The sequence below is a fragment of the Pseudomonas sp. NPDC089741 genome (assembly GCF_044748825.1).
In the GTDB taxonomy this organism is placed as follows: domain Bacteria; phylum Pseudomonadota; class Gammaproteobacteria; order Pseudomonadales; family Pseudomonadaceae; genus Aquipseudomonas; species Aquipseudomonas helmanticensis.
This window is the reverse complement of sequence record NZ_JBIVGT010000006.1, coordinates 1-17,034: the sequence shown is the minus strand read 5'-3', so window position 1 is coordinate 17,034 and position 17,034 is coordinate 1. Positions and strand designations below refer to the sequence as shown.

The following is a 17,034-nucleotide window of genomic DNA, read 5'->3' as shown; positions in this document are numbered from 1 at the left end:
GACCGAACGGATGTCACACAAACTTCATGTTCGAGGAGTAGTCGGGCAAAAAAAATGACGGCAACCCGAAGGTTGCCGTCATTTGTGTTACGGCAGTCTGAGCTTAAGGACGACCGATAGCGTTGCAGACGCTGGCGTTGTTGATGTCCAGGTTGTTGCCCGACGAGTTGGTGATGAAGTTGGCGGTTACAGCGGTTTTCCAGGCGGTAGGCACAGCGACGAATTTGTGAGCCTGAGTCGCGGCGTTATTGCCCGGGTTGCTGTAGTGGGTGGTCAGGAACGCTTTAACGTCAGCGGCCACGGCTGCATCCTTGTAGCACTGGCCGAAGATGAAGTTGGTGTAAGCAGCCAGTTTGTAACCGGAAGTCGGGTTAGGCACCACTGGCGACCAGTTGGCAGGGTTTGCGGCCTGGGCTGCAGTCGAAGGCGCGGACGCCGACAACAGTGCCAGCGTGACGTTGGCCGACGTTGGCTGAACGCCGTTTACGCGAGCAACGACAGCGTTGCTGGTAGCGTCGACACCGTCCGGACCGACATAACCGATGGAGCCATCAACCGCGTTAACGGCAGTGGCAACATCAGAAGTGTTGGCAACGCCGACCCAGCCAGTAGGCAGAGCGCCGCCACCGACGCGAGCGGCAGTGAAGGTCGAGTTGGTCACGAACTGACTCGAGCAAACCGAGTTCAGGTGACGGGTGAGGATTTCCGTAGTACCGCTGGAAACGTTGCGATAAACCACGCGGATCGGGGTGGTGTCAGCCGTGCCCAGCAGAGCGCCCCAAGTGGTTTTAGCGCCGGAGAACGCATCGCACAGTTGAGCGCTGGTCAGGTTCAGAGCAGTCTGGCCGGCCTTTTTGTACGGGATGGCAACCGAAGTGGCCACCGAAGGCAGTTGGATCAGCGGGCCGTACGAACCACCGAATTCGGTGGTGTAGGTGCTGAGTTCCGAAGCGCTGAGGATCGAGTCGCTACCGGCGAAGTGCACGGTGCCGGTAGTGCCGAAGCCCGCCGGGTTGTTCTTCAGGAAAGCAGTCTTGCCACCGCCGCTACCGATGGCGGCGTAGCTGAAGTTGGCTGGCAGGATGCTGTCGGCAGAACCTTTGTACAGAGACGCTGGCAGGGTTGCACCACCACCGGTAACGGCCATGGCTTGAGCGGAAGCCAGAGCGGCGACGGTCAGAGAGGCGGCGATCAGAGTGCGCTTGAACATGAAGAATCTCCTTTTCAACTGGTTTGTGAACACAGGTTTTCGGGGTTGCTTGCATGACACTGGGAAGACTCACCGGGCCCTCGCTGGCGTTGGCCGTGGTGAAGTCGCACTGAGAAATTCGCAGTTTCCGGTGACAGATAAAGGAAAAAACCTCGGGAGCTGCGAGGTGTTTCTGAAGGGATTTTCTCGGGTGTTTGCGCTGGCCGGCGGCGCGTCTGGATTGGGGGTTTGGCGGAATCGGGCTGGAGCCGTTGGCGGGTGGTTGCAAATGACAGAAAGGAGAACCCGAGGATGGTTCTTTTGAGGGTCGGGTGATGCTGAAGCCCTGGAAAAAATCTGGATTATTTATTGCCCTGACTGGCCCCTTCGCGAGCAGGCTCACTCCTACATTTGAAATGCGTACCCCTGTAGTAGTGAGCCTGCTCGCGATGAGGCCCTGTGCAACAACACCACTACTGGACCAGTTGATTGATCTCGATGATCGGCAACAACACCGCCATCACAATCACCAACACCACCCCGCCCATGACCACAATCATCAGCGGCTCCAGCAATGCAGTCATGCCCATTGCCCGCCGCTCGATATCGCGCGACAGGGTTTGCGCCGCGCGCTCAAGCATGGGTGGTAGTGACCCGGTTTTCTCGCCGCTGGCGATCAGGTGAATCAACACCGGCGGGAAGACGTTCTCCACCCGCAACGCAGCGGCCAGATTGACCCCTTCGCGCACCTTGGCCGTAGCATCGCTGACGCTCAGGCTCAGGCGATCGTTGGACAGCGTCTGCCGTGCCGCCTCCAGTGCGCGCAACAACGGCACCCCGGCGCCGCCGAGAATCGCCAGCGTCGAGGCGAAACGCGCGGTATTCAGACCGAGGATAAACCGCCCGAATAACGGCAGTTTCAGCACCCGATGATGCCAACTCAAGCGTGCCGCTGGATTGCGCAGATACAGGCGCCAGCTCCAGAACGCGCCTGCGATGATCGCCGCACACAACCAGCCCCACGCCCTTATGAAATCACTGGCGTTTAGCATCGCCAAGGTCAGCCCCGGCAAATCCTGCCGCGCCTGGGAAAACGCACTGACCACCTGCGGCACCACGTAACTGAGCAAGAAAATCACGATGCCGATCGACACCAGCCCGACCACGCCCGGATAGATAAACGCGGTGAGAATCTTGCCGCGCAGGTTGTTGCGCTCCTCGATGTAATCCGCGAGCCGCTCCATGACTTGCGCCAGATCGCCGGACTCTTCCCCGGCCGCGATCAGTGCGCGGTAGATCTCGGGAAAGTCCCGTGGCCGCGCCGCCAGTGATTCCGCCAGACGCATGCCGCTGCGCACATCGGCGCGCACAGCGCTGAGGGTGTGGGCGATGTGCTTTTTCTCGGCCTGCTCGACCGTGGCGCTGAGCGCCGCTTCCAACGGCAGACTCGCACCGAGCAGGCTCGCGAGTTGGCGTGTCGCCCAGGCCAGATCGTTGTCCGAGAGTTTGGCGCTGAACAATCCGCCGCCGTGTTGGGCGACATTGCTCTCCTTGTGCACCGACAATGCGGTCAACCCGCGCCCGCGTAATGTTGTGAAAGCGGCGCTCTGGCTGTCCGCCTCAAGGTGCCCGGATTCGATCTTGCCAGTGGCATCAGCAGCTTCAAAACGATAGCGATTCATCAGGCGTCCCGTGTCACACGAAGGATTTCTTCAGGGGCGGTGGCGCCGCTGCGGATCCAGCGCTCACCGTCCTCGCGCAGGCTGAACATCCCGGCTTTCGCGGCGGATGCGCGCAAGGCCTGCTCCCCTGCCCCTTGGTGAATCAGGGTGCGGATGTCGTCGTCGATGCAGAACAATTCGTGGATACCGGTGCGACCGCTGTAACCGGTTTGGTTGCACGCCGCGCAACCGACCGGGCGCCAGGTGCCGGGGGTTGCCGGGTCTTGCTGTTTGCATTGATTGCAAAGGCGGCGCACCAGCCGCTGCGCCAGTACGCCGAGCATCGATGAGGCCAGCAGGAACGGCTCGACACCCATGTCGATCAGGCGGTTGACCGCTGACACGGCGTCGTTGGTGTGCAAGGTCGCCAACACCAGGTGACCGGTCAGCGAGGCTTGCACAGCGATTTGTGCGGTTTCGAGGTCGCGGATCTCGCCGATCATGATGATGTCCGGGTCTTGGCGCAGAATTGCCCGCAGTGCGAGGGCGAAGGTCATGTCGATCTTGGCGTTGACCTGAATCTGGCTGATGCCTGGCAGGTCGTATTCAACGGGATCTTCAACGGTGAGGATGTTGCTGGTACTCGCATCGAGCCGCGCCAGTGCCGCGTAGAGACTGGTGGTCTTGCCGCTACCAGTGGGACCGGTGACCAGGACGATGCCGTGGGGCTGGCGGATCAGGTGATCGAGTTTGGCCAGCACTTGCGCGTCCATACCCAGGGTTTCCAGGTGCAGGCGTCCGGCCTGTTTGTCGAGCAGGCGCATCACCACGCGTTCGCCATGGCCTGTCGGTACGGTGGACACGCGTATGTCGATCGGCCGACCGGCCACGCGCAGAGCGATGCGACCGTCCTGCGGCAGGCGTTTTTCGGCGATGTCGAGCTGCGCCATGATCTTGATCCGCGAGACCAGCGCGCCGTGCAGAGCCTTGCGCGGCGAGACCACGTCACGCAGGGTGCCGTCGACGCGATAGCGCACCACCGAATGGGTTTCGAAGGGTTCGATGTGGATGTCGCTGGCCTCATCACGCGCGGCTTGCGTGAGCAGTGCGTTGATCATGCGGATCACCGGCGCGCCGTCCTGGGTGTCGAGCAGGTCGGTGATTTCCGGCATGTCCTGCATCAGCCGATCGAGATCGACCTCGTTTTCCGCCGCGCCGACCACCGCCGCTGCGCTGCCTGTGTCGGCGTAAGCGGCCGCGAGCAAACCGTCGAGTTCGTCATCACGCACCCGCTCCAGCCGCGCCGCACCGAACTGACGGCGCACTTCACTGATCGACCAACCCGGCGTCGACGGACACACCGTCAACACCCCATCACACAACAAAACCCGCTGCGCCTTGGCCCAGGCATAAGGCAAAACACTCATCTAAAACCCTCCCGATCCCCTGTAGGAGCTGCCGCAGGCTGCGATCTTCTGATCTTTGCCCGGTTGAGTCCGTCGAAGAGCAAAGTCAAAAGATCGCAGCCTTCGGCAGCTCCTACAGGTCCGGAATCTGTGGCGAGGGAGCTTGCTCCCGCTGGGCTGCGCAGCGGCCCCAAAATCCGCAATCCAGTTTCGTCAGGCATACCGGGTACACCGCACTTGCGGGTGCTTCGCCCCCGAATGGGGGCAAGCCCCCTCGCCACAGTTGGCATTCCACTCATGGTGGTAGGCGTCATTGAATCGGCACCATCTTCGACTGCAAACCAACCCCGATCCCCTGTAGGAGCTGCCGCAGGCTGCGATCTTTTGATCTGTGCCCGGTTGAGTTCGCCGAAGAGCAAAGTCAAAAGATCGCAGCCTTCGGCAGCTCCTACAGGTCCGGAATCTGTGGCGAGGGGGCTTGACCCCGCTGGGCTGCGCAGCAGCCCCAAAATCCGCAATCCAGTTCCCACAGACATACCGGGTACACCGTGCTTGCGGGGGCTTCGTCCCCGAACGGGGGCAAGCCCCCTCGCCACAGTTGGCATTCCACTCATGGATGTGGGGGTCATTGGATGGGTACTGCTTTGATGGTGGCGCGGGGGCCGGTGGTGGGTAATGCCGCTGGTACACCCTGCGCGGCCGTTGGCAATTGCGGCGCTTGCATGTCCGGCATTGCCCAGCTGCGTTCCGGCTGCAAACCGCTTTGGGCGCGGCGCATGAAGTCGTAGCGGTTCAGAGTGATGCTGCGCCCCGCTTCGCTGTCACGAATGATGTACGGGCGCAAGAACACCATCAGGTTGGTCTTGGTGATCGCGCGGCGCTCGTTGCGAAACAATGCGCCGATTCCCGGAATGCTGCTCAGCCACGGCACCGCATCATTACTCTGGCTGTAACCGTCCTGGAGCAAACCGCCAAGCACCATGATCTGCCCGTCATCAAGCAGAATGCTGGTATCGATCGCGCGTTTATTGGTAACGATGCCCGCCGACGCCGCACTGTTCGAAGCGCGCTCGTCAATGCTGCTGACCTCCTGATAAATATCGAGCTTCACCGTACCGCCCTCGGATATCTGCGGCCGCACATTGAGCTTCAGCCCCACCTCTTCACGAGTCACCGTCTGGAACGGGTTATTACTTGTACCCCCGCCGCCAGTCACGTAGCTACCGCTGACAAACGGAATGGTCTGGCCGACAAAAATACTCGCCGCCTCGTTGTCGAGGGTCAGCAGATTCGGCGTCGACAACACGTTGGTGCCGCCCTTGCTCTTCAACGCCCGCGCCAGCACTTTCAAATCAAGAATCTTGCCGATCCCGGGGATATCGACGGTGCCGTTGACGTAACCCAGATTCAGCCCCTGGGGCAACACATCAATGCTGGTCTTGCCGTTGAGATTGATCCCCGAGCCACCCAGATTCGCCCCACCGATCACGCCATTGCCGCCGAGATTGCCAGTCTGCCACTGCACGCCAAACTCACTGGCATCGTCCTCGCCGACCTCGACGATCAAGCTCTCAATCACCACCTGCGCACGGCGTTGATCAAGCAAATCAATCACCTCACGGAGATTGCGATACACCGGCTCCGGCGCGGAAATCAGCAACGTGTTGGTAGTCGCATCCGCCTGAATCGTCACCCCGCCAGCACTGAACGCAACGTTCTGCTCACTGTTCTGCGCGCCGCCACTGCCGCTGCCGGTCGAACCGCTACTGCCCTGCGCATAACTGCCGCCCGTGCTGCCGCTGTTGGTCGTGGATGTCGTGCCGCTGCTGGTCTGGCTGCCAGTCTGGCCGCTCTGCCCATTGGAATTGCTGTTGCTGCCCATCGCACTCAGCACCGATCGCGCACTGTCGCTGCTGCCGCTATCGCTCTCACCCGTGAGCAACCCACGCAACGCCTGCGCCAGTTTCGCCGCCTGCGCGTTGCGCAAATACACCACATGCAGATTGCTCGGATTGCTCTGCGCATTGTCGAGTTTGTAGATCAGGTTGCGCGCCAGCTCCGTGCGCTCCGGGCTGCCAGAGCGAATGATGATGGTGTTGGAACGCGGATCACCAATCACCGCGATTTTCTGCGTCGGATCATTGCCCGGCGCATCGAGCAACTCGGCGACCATTGGCGCGATATCGGCGGCGATGCCGTTCTGGATCTGCACCACATCGGTGTCGATTGCACTTTGGGTATCGATGCTGGCGATCAACTGCGCCACACGGTTGAGGTTCTCGGCGTAATCGGTGACGACGATGGTGTTGTTGCCCGGATAGGCGTTGATCGGGTTGTTCGGCGAAACGATCGGGCGCAGCACCGGAATCAGGTTCACCGCGTTCTCGTATTGCAAACGAAAGGTGCGCGTGAGCATGCCGTTGCCGGCGGGTTTGCCGGGACTGTAGACCGGCCCGCCAAGCAACTTCGCATCAGCCTCCGGCACCACATGCGCGACACCGCCGACATCGACCACACTGAAACCCTGCATGCGCAACGACGCCAGCAACATGTCGTAGGCTTGGTTCGCCGGAATTTGACCTTCCGACACCAGCGTCAAAGTGCCCTTGACCCGTGGATCGACCAGAAACTGCTGACCACTGGAACGCGACAACGAGCGCACCACCGCCTGAATATCGGCATCGACAAAATTCAGCGTCACCGGCTGATTGCCCAACGGATTGCTCGCCACCGGACTGCTCGGCGCAACGGCGCCGGTGCGCGCGGTTTTACTGATGTTGTGCAGTTGCTTGGGCACCGGCCGCGCCTGGGCCTGCGCCCGCTCGCGATCAGCCACCGCATCGCCGCTGCGCTGGGTGTTGGCCAAAGGTCGACCGAGTTCGCTGTCGACCAGCAACGGCGCTTGGTGTTGTGGCGCGTTGGTGTTGCTGCACGCGCTCAGCGCCATCAGCAACATCGGCAATGCCAGACGTGCCGGTTTGGATCCTGACCCCTTCATGAAGCTTCCTTAGCGCCCAGCGCCTGATCCATGCGAACGGTGCCCGACAAAGTGCCGGCAGTGACTTCGGTCGAAGCGTTGTCGGCGCGTTGCAACCGGGCCTCGACCACTTGCAGAGAAAGTTGCGACGGTTGGCTCAACAGCCAGTCGAGCAGCGCATCGGCCGGCGCGGCGTCGAAACTCAACTGCCATGCGCCGCCATCCGCAGCCTGTAATTGGTAATGCCCGCCGAGGCCGCTGGCCTGCAACGTTTGTTCGAGTGACGCGCCGACGCCTTGCCCGTCCGGCCGTACAACCACGTCACGCAGCAGCACTTCCAGCGCTTCGGTCTGCGCCCGCAACTTGGGCGATTCAGCCTGCCAATAAGCGATTTTTTTCAGTGGTGGCTGGATCAAAGCAACCCAGACCAGCAGGCTCAACAGCGCGATCGCCATCCCGGCGACCATGCGTTTCTCGCGCAGCGCCAAGGGCTGCCAGCGCGCCTGCAACTGAGCGTTGAAGCGCTGCCACCGGGCGCGATAAACCGCCAGCGATGCCTTATTCATCTTCTGCTCCGCTGCTGTCATCGTTTTCGGTTGCGCTGGTTTCGCCGGACGGCCGCAAGGTCCAGCCATCGTCATCGGCGGTAACGCTGATGCCGGCCTGGGCCAGCGCGCTTTGCCATTCCTTGTCGCTGCCCATGCGCCGGGCTTCGCTGAGCAGGCGCAACTGCAAGGTGTCGTCGACAAACGACAATTGCTCAACGCTGCCGGCCATGAACGGCATGCCGCTGCCAGCCTGCAACACCAGGCGATTGAAGGTCTGCGCCGGATCATCCGCCGCGCCTTTTTGCCGCGCGGCCAATTGCTGGCGGGCCTGTTGCAATGGATTGAGGATCACCGGCAACTCGGGAAAAGCCTGTTTTACCCGCAGGTTCATTTGCGTTTTCAGCTGCTGGCCCTGACTGGCTTCGCGAGCGGCATACAGGTTCAAACCAATCACCCACACCGCCACGGCCAACACGCAAAGACCGATCGCCCGTCCCCAACCGCGATGCTCGCCGCGCGGCTGTTGAACAGCGCCGTGCAAACCCCAGCCCGGCAATGGCCCGGTCCAGCGCTGGGCATCGGCCATCGGCACTTCCGCGGTTGACGGCGCTTGATCACCGATCCAGTGCAACGTAGTCCCCGGCTGCCACAGAACGCTATCGACACCGTCCTCGAACAGCGGCTGAACCCGCGCGGTCTGCACACTTTCGCGCAGCAACAGATGATCGTCCTGCACGCAGGCAACCGTCCCCGGCAGCACCGGCAAACCATACGGCGCCGGATACAGACCGCGCAGGTTCAGCGCGCTGTGCTTGAGCATCTGCCCGAGCAGTTGCAAGCGCTCACGCGGCGCCCAGGCAATCTGCACCTGCCCCGCTTCGTCACGCGGACCGTGGGCGATATGCATCGCACTGCTGTCGCCAAGCATCAACGCCTGCGCGGCACATTGCACGGCGGCGGCGATCTTGTTGGCCGGTAATGGCGGCAAATCGATGCTCGCCAACAGACTGTCCAGCGGATGCAGAAAACACACCAGCGGCGGCAATTTCGGCGTCTGCGCCAATTGGCTGAGGCTGAGCCGATCTTCGCGACTGACCTGCCCTTGGCGGTCCAGCCAGGCGCAACGCAGTTCACTGTGCAGATCGAGTTCGGCCAATGGCGGCAGCGCAATTCTGAGCTGGCTCATACGCCCACCCGCGACCAGATCACTTGCGGCAACCGATCCTGACTGCGATGCAGCAACGCCTCCAGACTGACCCGGCGCTGATCGCGCCGCGCTTCGCCACGCAGACGAAACCAGTCGCTGGTGATGCCGACCTTGACGCTGGTGATTTCCAGTTGCGGCATGCGCAAGCGGTTGACGAAATCACCGCGATTGATAAACCAGCGACCGGCATCGCGCTCATTGATCATGGCCTGCGCGCGCTCCAGCGAGAGCCCCGGCACATAAGCGGCCAACACCGGCGCGGTGGCCGTGTTGCCATTGAGCCAAGTGGTTGCCGGAATCACCGTCAGGTACGGCGCGAGTTTGCCGATGACCGCGTCATTCACACCGTCGACGCTGCGCAAATCATCGAGGCTGCGCAACATCGGTAGCGTCGGATTCTGCGGCTTGCGCGAAGCATTCGGCGACGTCGCCCGACCGCTGTCGAACCCGGGTTTACTGCTCTCGGCAATCTGCGGATTCGACAATCGCGGATAAGAGGCGATGACCCGCTGGCTGATGCGCTGACTCAATCCGGCGTTGACCCCGATCAACTCGCACAAGCGCTGAAACGTCTGCACCTGCGCCTCATCGACCCGCTCGTTGGCGACCAGATTGCGCAGGTTGAACTTACCCTGCTCATCCTCCAGCCGCCCTTCAAAACCCTGCGCGTTCAAGCGCTGCGCCCACGGCTGATCGAGACGCGTCAACGGGTCACGCTGGCGCGCGTCCCACAACAATTGCCGGCTGATTTCCAACCCGCCCTGCACCACCCAACGCCCCTGCACGCGCTGCTGATCGGCCTCAAGACTGCGCGTCGAAATGCTCTGGCGCGTAAGCATGCCAGCGGCAATCACCGCCACCACAGCGGCGATGAGCAACGCGCTGATAATCGCCATGCCTTGTTCCTTCGCCCGGTTCGGCGAACGGCTGTTCATGGTCGGCCTTACAACTGCCAGGAACCGATATCGGCATTCACGCCGTCGCCGTCAGGCTGACCATCAGCGCCGAGGCTGAAGATGTCGATCTCGCCGTTGGCACCCGGATTGAGGTACTGATAAGGACGGCCCCACGGATCGTTCGGCAAACGCTCCAGATACGAACGCCAGTTGCTGTTCTTCGCATCCGCCGGACGCTCGACCAACACTTTCAAACCCTGATTCATCGACGGATAAGTACCGTGATCGAGGCGATACAACTTCAGTGCCTGCATCAAACCGCCAATGTCCTGCTTCGCCGCCGTCGCCCGCGCCTGATCCGGCCGATCAAGCACCTTCGGCACCACCATCGCCGCCAAAATCCCCAGAATCACCACGACCACCATGATCTCGATCAGGGTAAAACCCCGTTGCCCCCGGGGCTTGCGCGGCAATGGTTGAAGCGGTGTGCACGGTGCGATATCCATCTCGACATTCCCTGGCTAGATTCGATTCGACGCGCAGTGTTGCAAGAAGATATGTCAGGGATGTTGAAAATCCTCGGGAGTTTTCGTCGTCAAGCCGTCAAGCACGCGGGTTAGCGTCGGGGGCTGTGCTTTGGCTTTGGGCCACTTATGCGTGCGCGTTCCCGAGAAGCAGGTTTCACCCTGATTGAAGTGCTGGTGGCGCTGGCGATTATTGCCGTGGCCATGTCCGCGGCCGTGCGCGTGGCGGGGTTGATGACGCAGAGCAGCGGGGTTTTAAGGGATCGGTCGGTTGCGATGATTGCGGCGCAGAGTCGGATGGCGGAGTTGCGGTTGGAAGGCAAACTACCGTTAGGAATGAAAGCTATCGATTGCGACCAAGGCCGACTATCGCTGCGCTGCGAACAGCAAATCGGCCCAGCCGAAAATGGCCGCCTACTCAAAATCGCCATCCAGGTATTCGACCGCAACCAAGACGCCCCGCCACTGGCCAAACTAGAAACCCTGCTAACCCGCCCCCTGTAGGAGCTGCCGAAGGCTCGGGCCGCGATCGGACGATCTTTTGATTTTGTTTTTTGAAGGGCAGGGTCAAAAGATCGTCCGATCGCGGCCCGAGCCTTCGGCAGCTCCTACAGGTCTCAAACCCCTGCTGGCGATAGCGGTGTGCCAAACAGCAAACACGTCCCACATGTCATCGCCTATCTCTTAAAAGGCCAGAAGCCATCATTGCCTGACAATGGTATCTTCCTCTCCTTTTTCAAACTTCTGACAGATCATGAATAGCGCCAAAACCTCAATCCGGGCCATTGCTCCCGCACCAGGCATCCCTGAATCAATGGATACCTGACATGCCCAACACATCGCAGAACGCGAGATTAAACAGATTGCTGGTTGACAGCGAAGCCAGTCTTGCCACGGCTGAATCCAATGCCGACCTATTGAAGACGATCCAAGCGTTCGTCTCGTACAACGGCCCGCTCAAATTCAACTACACACGCGCATGGTGGTTTTTCGGCACCGGCCTGTTATTGATTGCGGGCACTGTCGCCCTTTGTTGGTTTGCGAACACCTACACCGTCGCGGTTTTTTTCTACCAGCTGGAAATTGATCCCGTCATGTTCGGCATGGCCATTGGTTTTCTTGGCCTCGTGATTGTCGTTGGCAGTTTGATACGGATGAAATCCCAATCTAATCGCCTGCCTTCACTCAGCAACAAAATTGCTCGACTGTCCTCCTACTTCCACAACGGATTGACCGGACTGGAAGAAGACAAGCGCGTGACCCTGAACAAGCTGGACGCGCAGTTTGGCGATTACAAACGGGGCAATTACAGCCGTGAGGTGGTCACGTCAATTCGGGGGGTATTTACCGGCACGCTGCGCAAGCTCCCTTATACGTACCACCAACTGCACTACGTCAACAGACGGACGGTGCACACCACGGTGACCGATAAAGACGGAAAAACCAAAACGGTAACTCGCGTGGTTTATGACCACTACGACCGCTACAGTCTGGTCATCGACTTTCCATGGGTTGCCGGCATATCGGTCAGATCTGATGATCACAAACAGAACGACTATCCGAGCCCCATGGACACAGCATCTCCGGATTTTAATAAAGCGTTCTGTTTGACGGGTAGCAGCGAGATTATCTGTGCGAAGTTCATCAAACCTTCGACAGTGCTGCACTTGCTGAAGGTATTCAACGTACTCAAGGTTCCGAACCTGGAGTTCGCCGACAGTGGCAAGCTCTGCCTCAGCTTCGCCAGCAGCGACCTGCTCACGTACGGTACTCAATATTCGCTGTCTTCACCCAACGAGTTCTACGCAGAAGTAGATGCGGGTGTTGAACTGCCGCGCTTGATGTCTGCGCTCCAATGGAGCCATGCCCTCAGTGAACTGCACGATGACAACTTTAGCGCCTCACCTCAAAAAAACCTCCAGGAGAAGTAAGCCATGGACATTATCCTCATCCTCTGCGCTGTGACTGCTGTCGTCATAATCATCGCGGGCATCAGCATCTACAACGGCATTATTGGCGGACACAACCGAGTACAACGTGCCTGGTCGGACGTCCTCGTTTACGAACGCCAGAAGTCCAAAGTGCTCGATCAGCTGCAAAAGGTACTCGCCGACTTCATGGTCTTTGAGACCAGCCTCCTCGAAAAAATCACCGGCCTTCGCAGCGCGGTCCACGCCCTTCCTGCCGGAGCGGACGGCAATGCCCTCGGAAAAGTTGAACTCGCCTCGAAGGAACTGATGGGTGGCCTGCGCGTCGCTTTTGAAGCTTACCCTGACCTGAAAGCATCCGAAGCCGCGAACAACATGATGCGTGAAATCGCCGAACAACAAGAAAACGTCGGCGCGGCCATCACCATCTACAACCGCAACGTCGAACTGTTCAACAACTCCATCGAAATGTTCCCAGGCTCGGTGGTCAACGGCCTGTTCAACCAGAAAGCGCCGGTAATACCGTTCTCCGATATCGAAGCCTCGCAAGGTTTCTCTTACACGCCGAATTTCTAACCTGCGTGATCCGTCGCACCCATCACCCTTGCGGGTGATGGTCGACCCCTCCCTCTTAAAATAAATCCGCCACTGACTCTCCCGGGCGAACCAACCTTACGCCGAGCACCCAGAATCTTTGTCGAGCCTCAAAACCGGCTGGAGGAACTGTCAATTGAAGGCTTCAACCCTCGTACTTGTCGCACTTTATTGCACGGGAATCGGCGCAGCGTTTGCCAATGGCTCACAGGCGCCAAACGACAAGAGCGGGCCAGCAGGCATCGTCGTCGGTGAGCGTTTGGTTGCCGCCAAGTCCAGGCTAGTCAAACAAGGCTGGAAGCCAACGCCGATGCATACCACCGACGGCTATGAATACAGCGGCGCGGAGAAAGAGCTGGCTGCACGCAAGTTCATCGAACTGGATACCTGCTCGTTTGATAGCTCGCGCTGCATCTTGTACTACTCGAAGAAAGGCACGTGCCTACGCGTCGATACCATCGGAGAGCAGTTCAATGACATGACGGTGACGCGATGGACCCGCGAATGTCCTGAAGCGCCTCAATAACACACGAAGACGGCACGGTAATAATCAACTGCTCCCACAGGTGTCAGCGTCGTACAAAACATCTGCAATCAGCATAAAACCCTGTGGGAGCGAGCCTGCTCGCGAAAGCGCCAGAATGAACACCCGATCAATCACCTGGTGATCCCGACACCCGCATCACCCCGGCAATTGCAAATTATCCAACGCCCGATTCACCGCCAACTCCCCCAGCATGATCAACTGTGCAATCCCCGCCAGCGCCTGGCGCTGCGATGCCGGCAACAGGCTGGAGACGTTCTGCGCGAGGGTTTTCGCCGAAGCGAGTGTTTCACTGGCATCGACCAGCAGTTCTTCGGTTTTGTTGTCCGCCGTCACGGCGTACATCCCACGGTTTTTACGCGGGGGCGGCGTGGAGCCGGGCGGACAGAGGTAATGGTCGAGCGCGCGGTCGGCGGCTTCGTGGAGTTTTTTGGAATCGATGGATTCGTAGGGGGAAACCGACGCGGTTTAGGGCGGATTGGGTGTTGGTTTGATCATGGTGAAGCTCCTTGATGACTGGAGCCGCCACCGTTCGCGGTCAAACAAACAGGGTGGCAGCTGTGCGCGGGTTGACCGACCGGATATCAAGGAATCCGGCACACCCGAAGGTGTCCCACGCACAGCCACCGCGACATGATTTCAGACAATGCCTGAACACGTGCAGAACGCTGTCGCGCCTTGATATTGGGCGGACGGTCAAATCCGATCGCTGATTCGTCAGCGACCGCACCACAATAGAACCCGCCCCCAAGGCGCACAAGCCGGCGGATTCTGGCGTAGCTGTAGGCAAAGGCGCAAGGGCGTGTAGCCTGAGAGAGTGTCTGGAGATGTCTTTTTAGACGTTGGTGTTTATCGCGTCTCATCGCGTCCTGCCGTCTAAAATCGATCCCATCACCTGTTGCCAAGGATTCCCCCTGCTCGCCCCGCTTCGCGACCATATCTAGCAGTCAACCAATAATTTGTAAGTAGATATTGAGCGCGCCGCCTGCCTCGGGCATGCTGCGCGCAGCACATTTACATGGACAGTAAAACTTTATGCGCCCCTCCAAGGACACGCCCTTTTCTTCGCGCTTAAACGCTGGACACCCCGCATTATTTTGGCGGCCGATACCCCTCGTTCCCATATCGACTCCATTCCGGTCAAGGAAAACTGAAACTTTGAAAAGGAACAATTCATGAGTGGAAAACCTGCTGCGCGAGTTACAGATCCAACCAATTGCCCGCTCCCGGGGCATGGCACAAACCCTATTGTCAGCGGCTCGCCCAATGTGAATTTCGACGGACTTGCCGCCGCTCGAATGACCGATAAATCCGCGTGCGGTAGCCCGATCACCGGAGCGGTCAGCTCGACGGTTTTTATCAATGGGCTGAATGCTGCGACCAAAGACAGTACCGGTGGCCACGGCAACGTAGTTGTAGGTGGCTCCGGCACGGTCATCATTGGCGACACCGTCGTATCAGCGCCTTTCAGCGGTCTGACGTCGATGCCCGTGCACTTCAGCGACAAGTTCAGGCTTATTGACGACGAGTCAGGGGAGCCGTTAGCTAATCTTGATTACGCCATTCAGCGAGCTGACGGCAGCATTGAGCACGGTGTCAGCGATTCAATGGGGTATACGCACGTAATTAGCTCGCACCTCGCGGAAACGATCCAACTGTTTTTGGAGGATTGAAAATGGATGTAGATGCAACTCAAAAAAACTACCGTGTACAAGGCTCCATGGCCAAAACCATAAACTTCTTTATTTTCACTCTCCAAAACAGCCACCAGCAGAGCGTCAAAGAAAATAACGGAAGTTTTCCTCATGGCTGAAGTCATTAGCAAAAACGGCCGAAAAATGTCATCTGTAGCCACCAGAACGGTGACGCCTGTCAAAGACTCCAGCCCTAAAGCTGTATCCGTAGACGCAAAGCAACAAAAGAGGCGTGCCGAGAATGCGGAGTTCTTAAAGAATAAAAATGTGAAGGCCTTTCTGGATACGTTGGCAAAAGTCGAGGGTGGCGACTATCACGCGAAATTTGGATATGGTTGGGCAGCTGGCTGGAAATCCGGGAAGTGGACATTCAGTGATGAGTCTACTCACCCAGGACCAGGTTATGGTGGTTCAACCACAGCTTCTGGAAGGTACCAAATCACGAAAGTCACATGGTCGGAACTCTCCATCAAAGCGATGGGGCTATCTGACTTCAGCCCCGGAACGCAGGACTTGATTGCCGTTGAACTCCTGCGGAACGTGAGTGCCATCGAACCGCTGATCGGTGGCGACTTAAAAACTGCAGTTGGAAAAGCATCAAAAAAATGGGAAGCGTTGCCTATGGGGCCGGGGTTGGCAAATCGACCAGTCAATGGAAAGCCTTCCGGCCAACCTTATACTGAGTACGACGAAGTAGAAAAAATATATAGAGGCTTTGGCGGTACTGTTAAATGAAACTAAAAATATTAGTTATCAGCCTTTTATGTTGCGTCAGTTTATTTTCAAGCGCAGCAGACGTTCCTATCAAAGAGGGAATGCCCTTTTCTAAAGCCCGAAAAGCTTTGATCAAAAATGGCTGGAAGCCGAATCCGTCTTACTCAGGTGAGTTCGGGGTTGAAAACGTCATCCAAAGAAAAGGCTTCACTGAAATCGAGTCTTGCACGGAGGGCGTCCGTTTCTGCAGCTTCAACTACATCAAGAACGGAGATTGTTTAGGTGTAGGAACTGTCGGCGAAGAAGTCAAAGACATGAAAGTTTATTCCTGGAACTTCAAATGCCCTGAAAAGGATTGAAACCAGAAATCAACAACAAAGTGATAACAAAGGGGACTGATTTATTTTATGGAATAAATCAGTCCCGTTTTTTTGATGGACCCGAGAGTGCCCCGACGCGCCTCAATAACCAGCCCCCCCAGGTTTCAGCGCCGAACACGATTCCCGTGACCAACACAAAACCCTGTGGGAGCGGGCTTGCCCGCTAAGGCGCCAGAACGGCCACCCCATCAATCAGCAGGTGACCCCTCCCCGCGCATCAACCCAGCAATTGCAAATTATCCAACGCCCGATTCACCGCCAACTCCCCGAGCATGATCAACTGCGCAATCCCCGCCAGCGCCTGGCGCTGCGACACCGGCAACAGACTGGCGACGTTCTGCGCGAGGGTTTTCGCCGAAGCGAGTGTTTCACTGGCATCGACCAGCAGTTCTTCGGTTTTGTTGTCCGCCGTAACGGCATACATCCCACGGTATTTACGTGGCGGTGGTGTGGAACCGGGCGGACAGAAGTAATGGTCGAGGGCGCGGTCGGCGGCTTCGTGGAGTTTGTTTGAGTCGAGGGATTCGTAGGGGGAAACCGAGGCGGTTTCGGGCGGGTTGGGTGTTGGTTTGATCATGGTGAAGCTCCTTGATGACTGGAGCCGCCACCGTTCGCGGTCAAACAAACAGGGTGGCAGCTGTACGCGGGTTGACCGACCGGATATCAAGGAATCCGGCACACCCGAAGGTGTCCCACGCACAGCCACCGCGACATGATTTCAGACACTGCCTGACCACGTGCAGAACGCGGGCGCGCCGGGCGCGGGGGCGGA

At 58.7% G+C, this 17,034-nt stretch carries 18 protein-coding genes; 8 read left to right on the top strand and 10 right to left on the bottom strand.

The features are described 5' to 3' along the window. Window positions 1-103: 103 nt before the first annotated feature. From ACIPZE_RS08575 to gspG, 8 genes are all read right to left on the bottom strand, one after another. Window positions 104-1,210, bottom strand: coding sequence for a substrate-binding domain-containing protein (locus ACIPZE_RS08575; RefSeq protein ID WP_283436708.1), 1,107 nt, complete (start codon window positions 1,208-1,210; stop codon window positions 104-106). A 452-nt stretch (window positions 1,211-1,662) separates the two neighbouring features. Further along, window positions 1,663-2,871 carry a type II secretion system inner membrane protein GspF gene (gspF, locus tag ACIPZE_RS08570; RefSeq protein WP_283436709.1) on the bottom strand — a complete coding sequence of 403 codons (1,209 nt, stop codon included), beginning with the start codon at window positions 2,869-2,871 and terminating at the stop codon, window positions 1,663-1,665. Beyond that, on the bottom strand, window positions 2,871-4,277 hold the full coding sequence (gene gspE / locus ACIPZE_RS08565; protein WP_283436710.1) for a type II secretion system ATPase GspE: 1,407 nt from the start codon (window positions 4,275-4,277) through the stop codon (window positions 2,871-2,873). Before gspE ends, gspF begins: the two co-directional genes overlap by 1 nt. Window positions 4,278-4,881: 604 nt before the next feature. Beyond that, window positions 4,882-7,254, bottom strand: coding sequence for a type II secretion system secretin GspD (gspD, locus tag ACIPZE_RS08560; RefSeq protein ID WP_400772425.1), 2,373 nt, complete (start codon window positions 7,252-7,254; stop codon window positions 4,882-4,884). Next, a complete protein-coding gene (gene gspM / locus ACIPZE_RS08555) occupies window positions 7,251-7,799 on the bottom strand; it encodes a type II secretion system protein GspM (RefSeq protein WP_400772423.1) in 549 nt (182 codons plus the stop codon). Before gspM ends, gspD begins: the two co-directional genes overlap by 4 nt. Further along, window positions 7,792-8,967, bottom strand: a complete 1,176-nt coding sequence (gene gspL, locus ACIPZE_RS08550; RefSeq protein WP_400772422.1) for a type II secretion system protein GspL — start codon at window positions 8,965-8,967, stop codon at window positions 7,792-7,794. The genes gspM and gspL overlap by 8 nt, the downstream gene beginning before the upstream one ends. Further along, window positions 8,964-9,923 (bottom strand): type II secretion system minor pseudopilin GspK, encoded by a 960-nt coding sequence (gspK, locus tag ACIPZE_RS08545; protein WP_400772421.1) that lies wholly within the window; start codon window positions 9,921-9,923, stop codon window positions 8,964-8,966. The genes gspL and gspK overlap by 4 nt, the downstream gene beginning before the upstream one ends. 8 nt (window positions 9,924-9,931) lie before the next feature. Further along, the gene (gene gspG, locus ACIPZE_RS08540; RefSeq protein WP_122590699.1) at window positions 9,932-10,390 is read right to left on the bottom strand and encodes a type II secretion system major pseudopilin GspG; all 459 of its coding nucleotides are present in this window, start codon (window positions 10,388-10,390) and stop codon (window positions 9,932-9,934) included. 147 nt (window positions 10,391-10,537) lie between these two features. Between gspG and gspI the strand changes: the two genes are divergently transcribed. The 4 genes from gspI to ACIPZE_RS08520 all read left to right on the top strand — a co-directional run bounded on the left by gspI (window position 10,538) and on the right by ACIPZE_RS08520 (window position 13,456). Further along, on the top strand, window positions 10,538-10,912 hold the full coding sequence (gene gspI, locus ACIPZE_RS08535; RefSeq protein WP_283436715.1) for a type II secretion system minor pseudopilin GspI: 375 nt from the start codon (window positions 10,538-10,540) through the stop codon (window positions 10,910-10,912). 323 nt (window positions 10,913-11,235) lie between these two features. Next, window positions 11,236-12,339, top strand: coding sequence for a hypothetical protein (locus ACIPZE_RS08530; protein WP_400772418.1), 1,104 nt, complete (start codon window positions 11,236-11,238; stop codon window positions 12,337-12,339). A gap of 3 nt (window positions 12,340-12,342) precedes the next feature. Continuing rightward, window positions 12,343-12,912, top strand: a complete 570-nt coding sequence (locus ACIPZE_RS08525) for a LemA family protein (protein WP_283436717.1) — start codon at window positions 12,343-12,345, stop codon at window positions 12,910-12,912. Between the two features lie 154 nt (window positions 12,913-13,066). Then, complete coding sequence (locus ACIPZE_RS08520) at window positions 13,067-13,456, top strand: hypothetical protein (protein ID WP_283436718.1); 390 nt, start codon at window positions 13,067-13,069, stop codon at window positions 13,454-13,456. 156 nt (window positions 13,457-13,612) lie between these two features. On the opposite strand, the gene ACIPZE_RS08515 is transcribed toward ACIPZE_RS08520, so the two are convergent. Beyond that, a complete protein-coding gene (locus ACIPZE_RS08515) occupies window positions 13,613-13,915 on the bottom strand; it encodes a DUF6124 family protein (protein WP_400772619.1) in 303 nt (100 codons plus the stop codon). A 734-nt stretch (window positions 13,916-14,649) separates the two neighbouring features. Here ACIPZE_RS08515 and ACIPZE_RS08510 point away from each other — a divergent pair. Genes ACIPZE_RS08510 through ACIPZE_RS08495 form a run of 4 tightly spaced genes read left to right on the top strand, consistent with a single transcriptional unit; the run spans window position 14,650 to window position 16,241 of the window. Further along, window positions 14,650-15,147, top strand: coding sequence for a PAAR domain-containing protein (locus tag ACIPZE_RS08510; RefSeq protein WP_283436720.1), 498 nt, complete (start codon window positions 14,650-14,652; stop codon window positions 15,145-15,147). 2 nt (window positions 15,148-15,149) lie between these two features. Then, window positions 15,150-15,287: a hypothetical protein gene (locus tag ACIPZE_RS08505; protein ID WP_400772416.1), complete on the top strand. Its 138-nt coding sequence runs from the start codon at window positions 15,150-15,152 to the stop codon at window positions 15,285-15,287. Continuing rightward, a complete protein-coding gene (locus ACIPZE_RS08500) occupies window positions 15,280-15,903 on the top strand; it encodes a hypothetical protein (protein WP_283436721.1) in 624 nt (207 codons plus the stop codon). Before ACIPZE_RS08505 ends, ACIPZE_RS08500 begins: the two co-directional genes overlap by 8 nt. Beyond that, on the top strand, window positions 15,900-16,241 hold the full coding sequence (locus ACIPZE_RS08495; protein ID WP_283436722.1) for a hypothetical protein: 342 nt from the start codon (window positions 15,900-15,902) through the stop codon (window positions 16,239-16,241). The genes ACIPZE_RS08500 and ACIPZE_RS08495 overlap by 4 nt, the downstream gene beginning before the upstream one ends. A gap of 238 nt (window positions 16,242-16,479) precedes the next feature. Here ACIPZE_RS08495 and ACIPZE_RS08490 read toward each other — a convergent pair whose 3' ends face one another. Further along, window positions 16,480-16,839 (bottom strand): DUF6124 family protein, encoded by a 360-nt coding sequence (locus ACIPZE_RS08490; RefSeq protein ID WP_400772413.1) that lies wholly within the window; start codon window positions 16,837-16,839, stop codon window positions 16,480-16,482. Window positions 16,840-17,034: the final 195 nt, after the last annotated feature.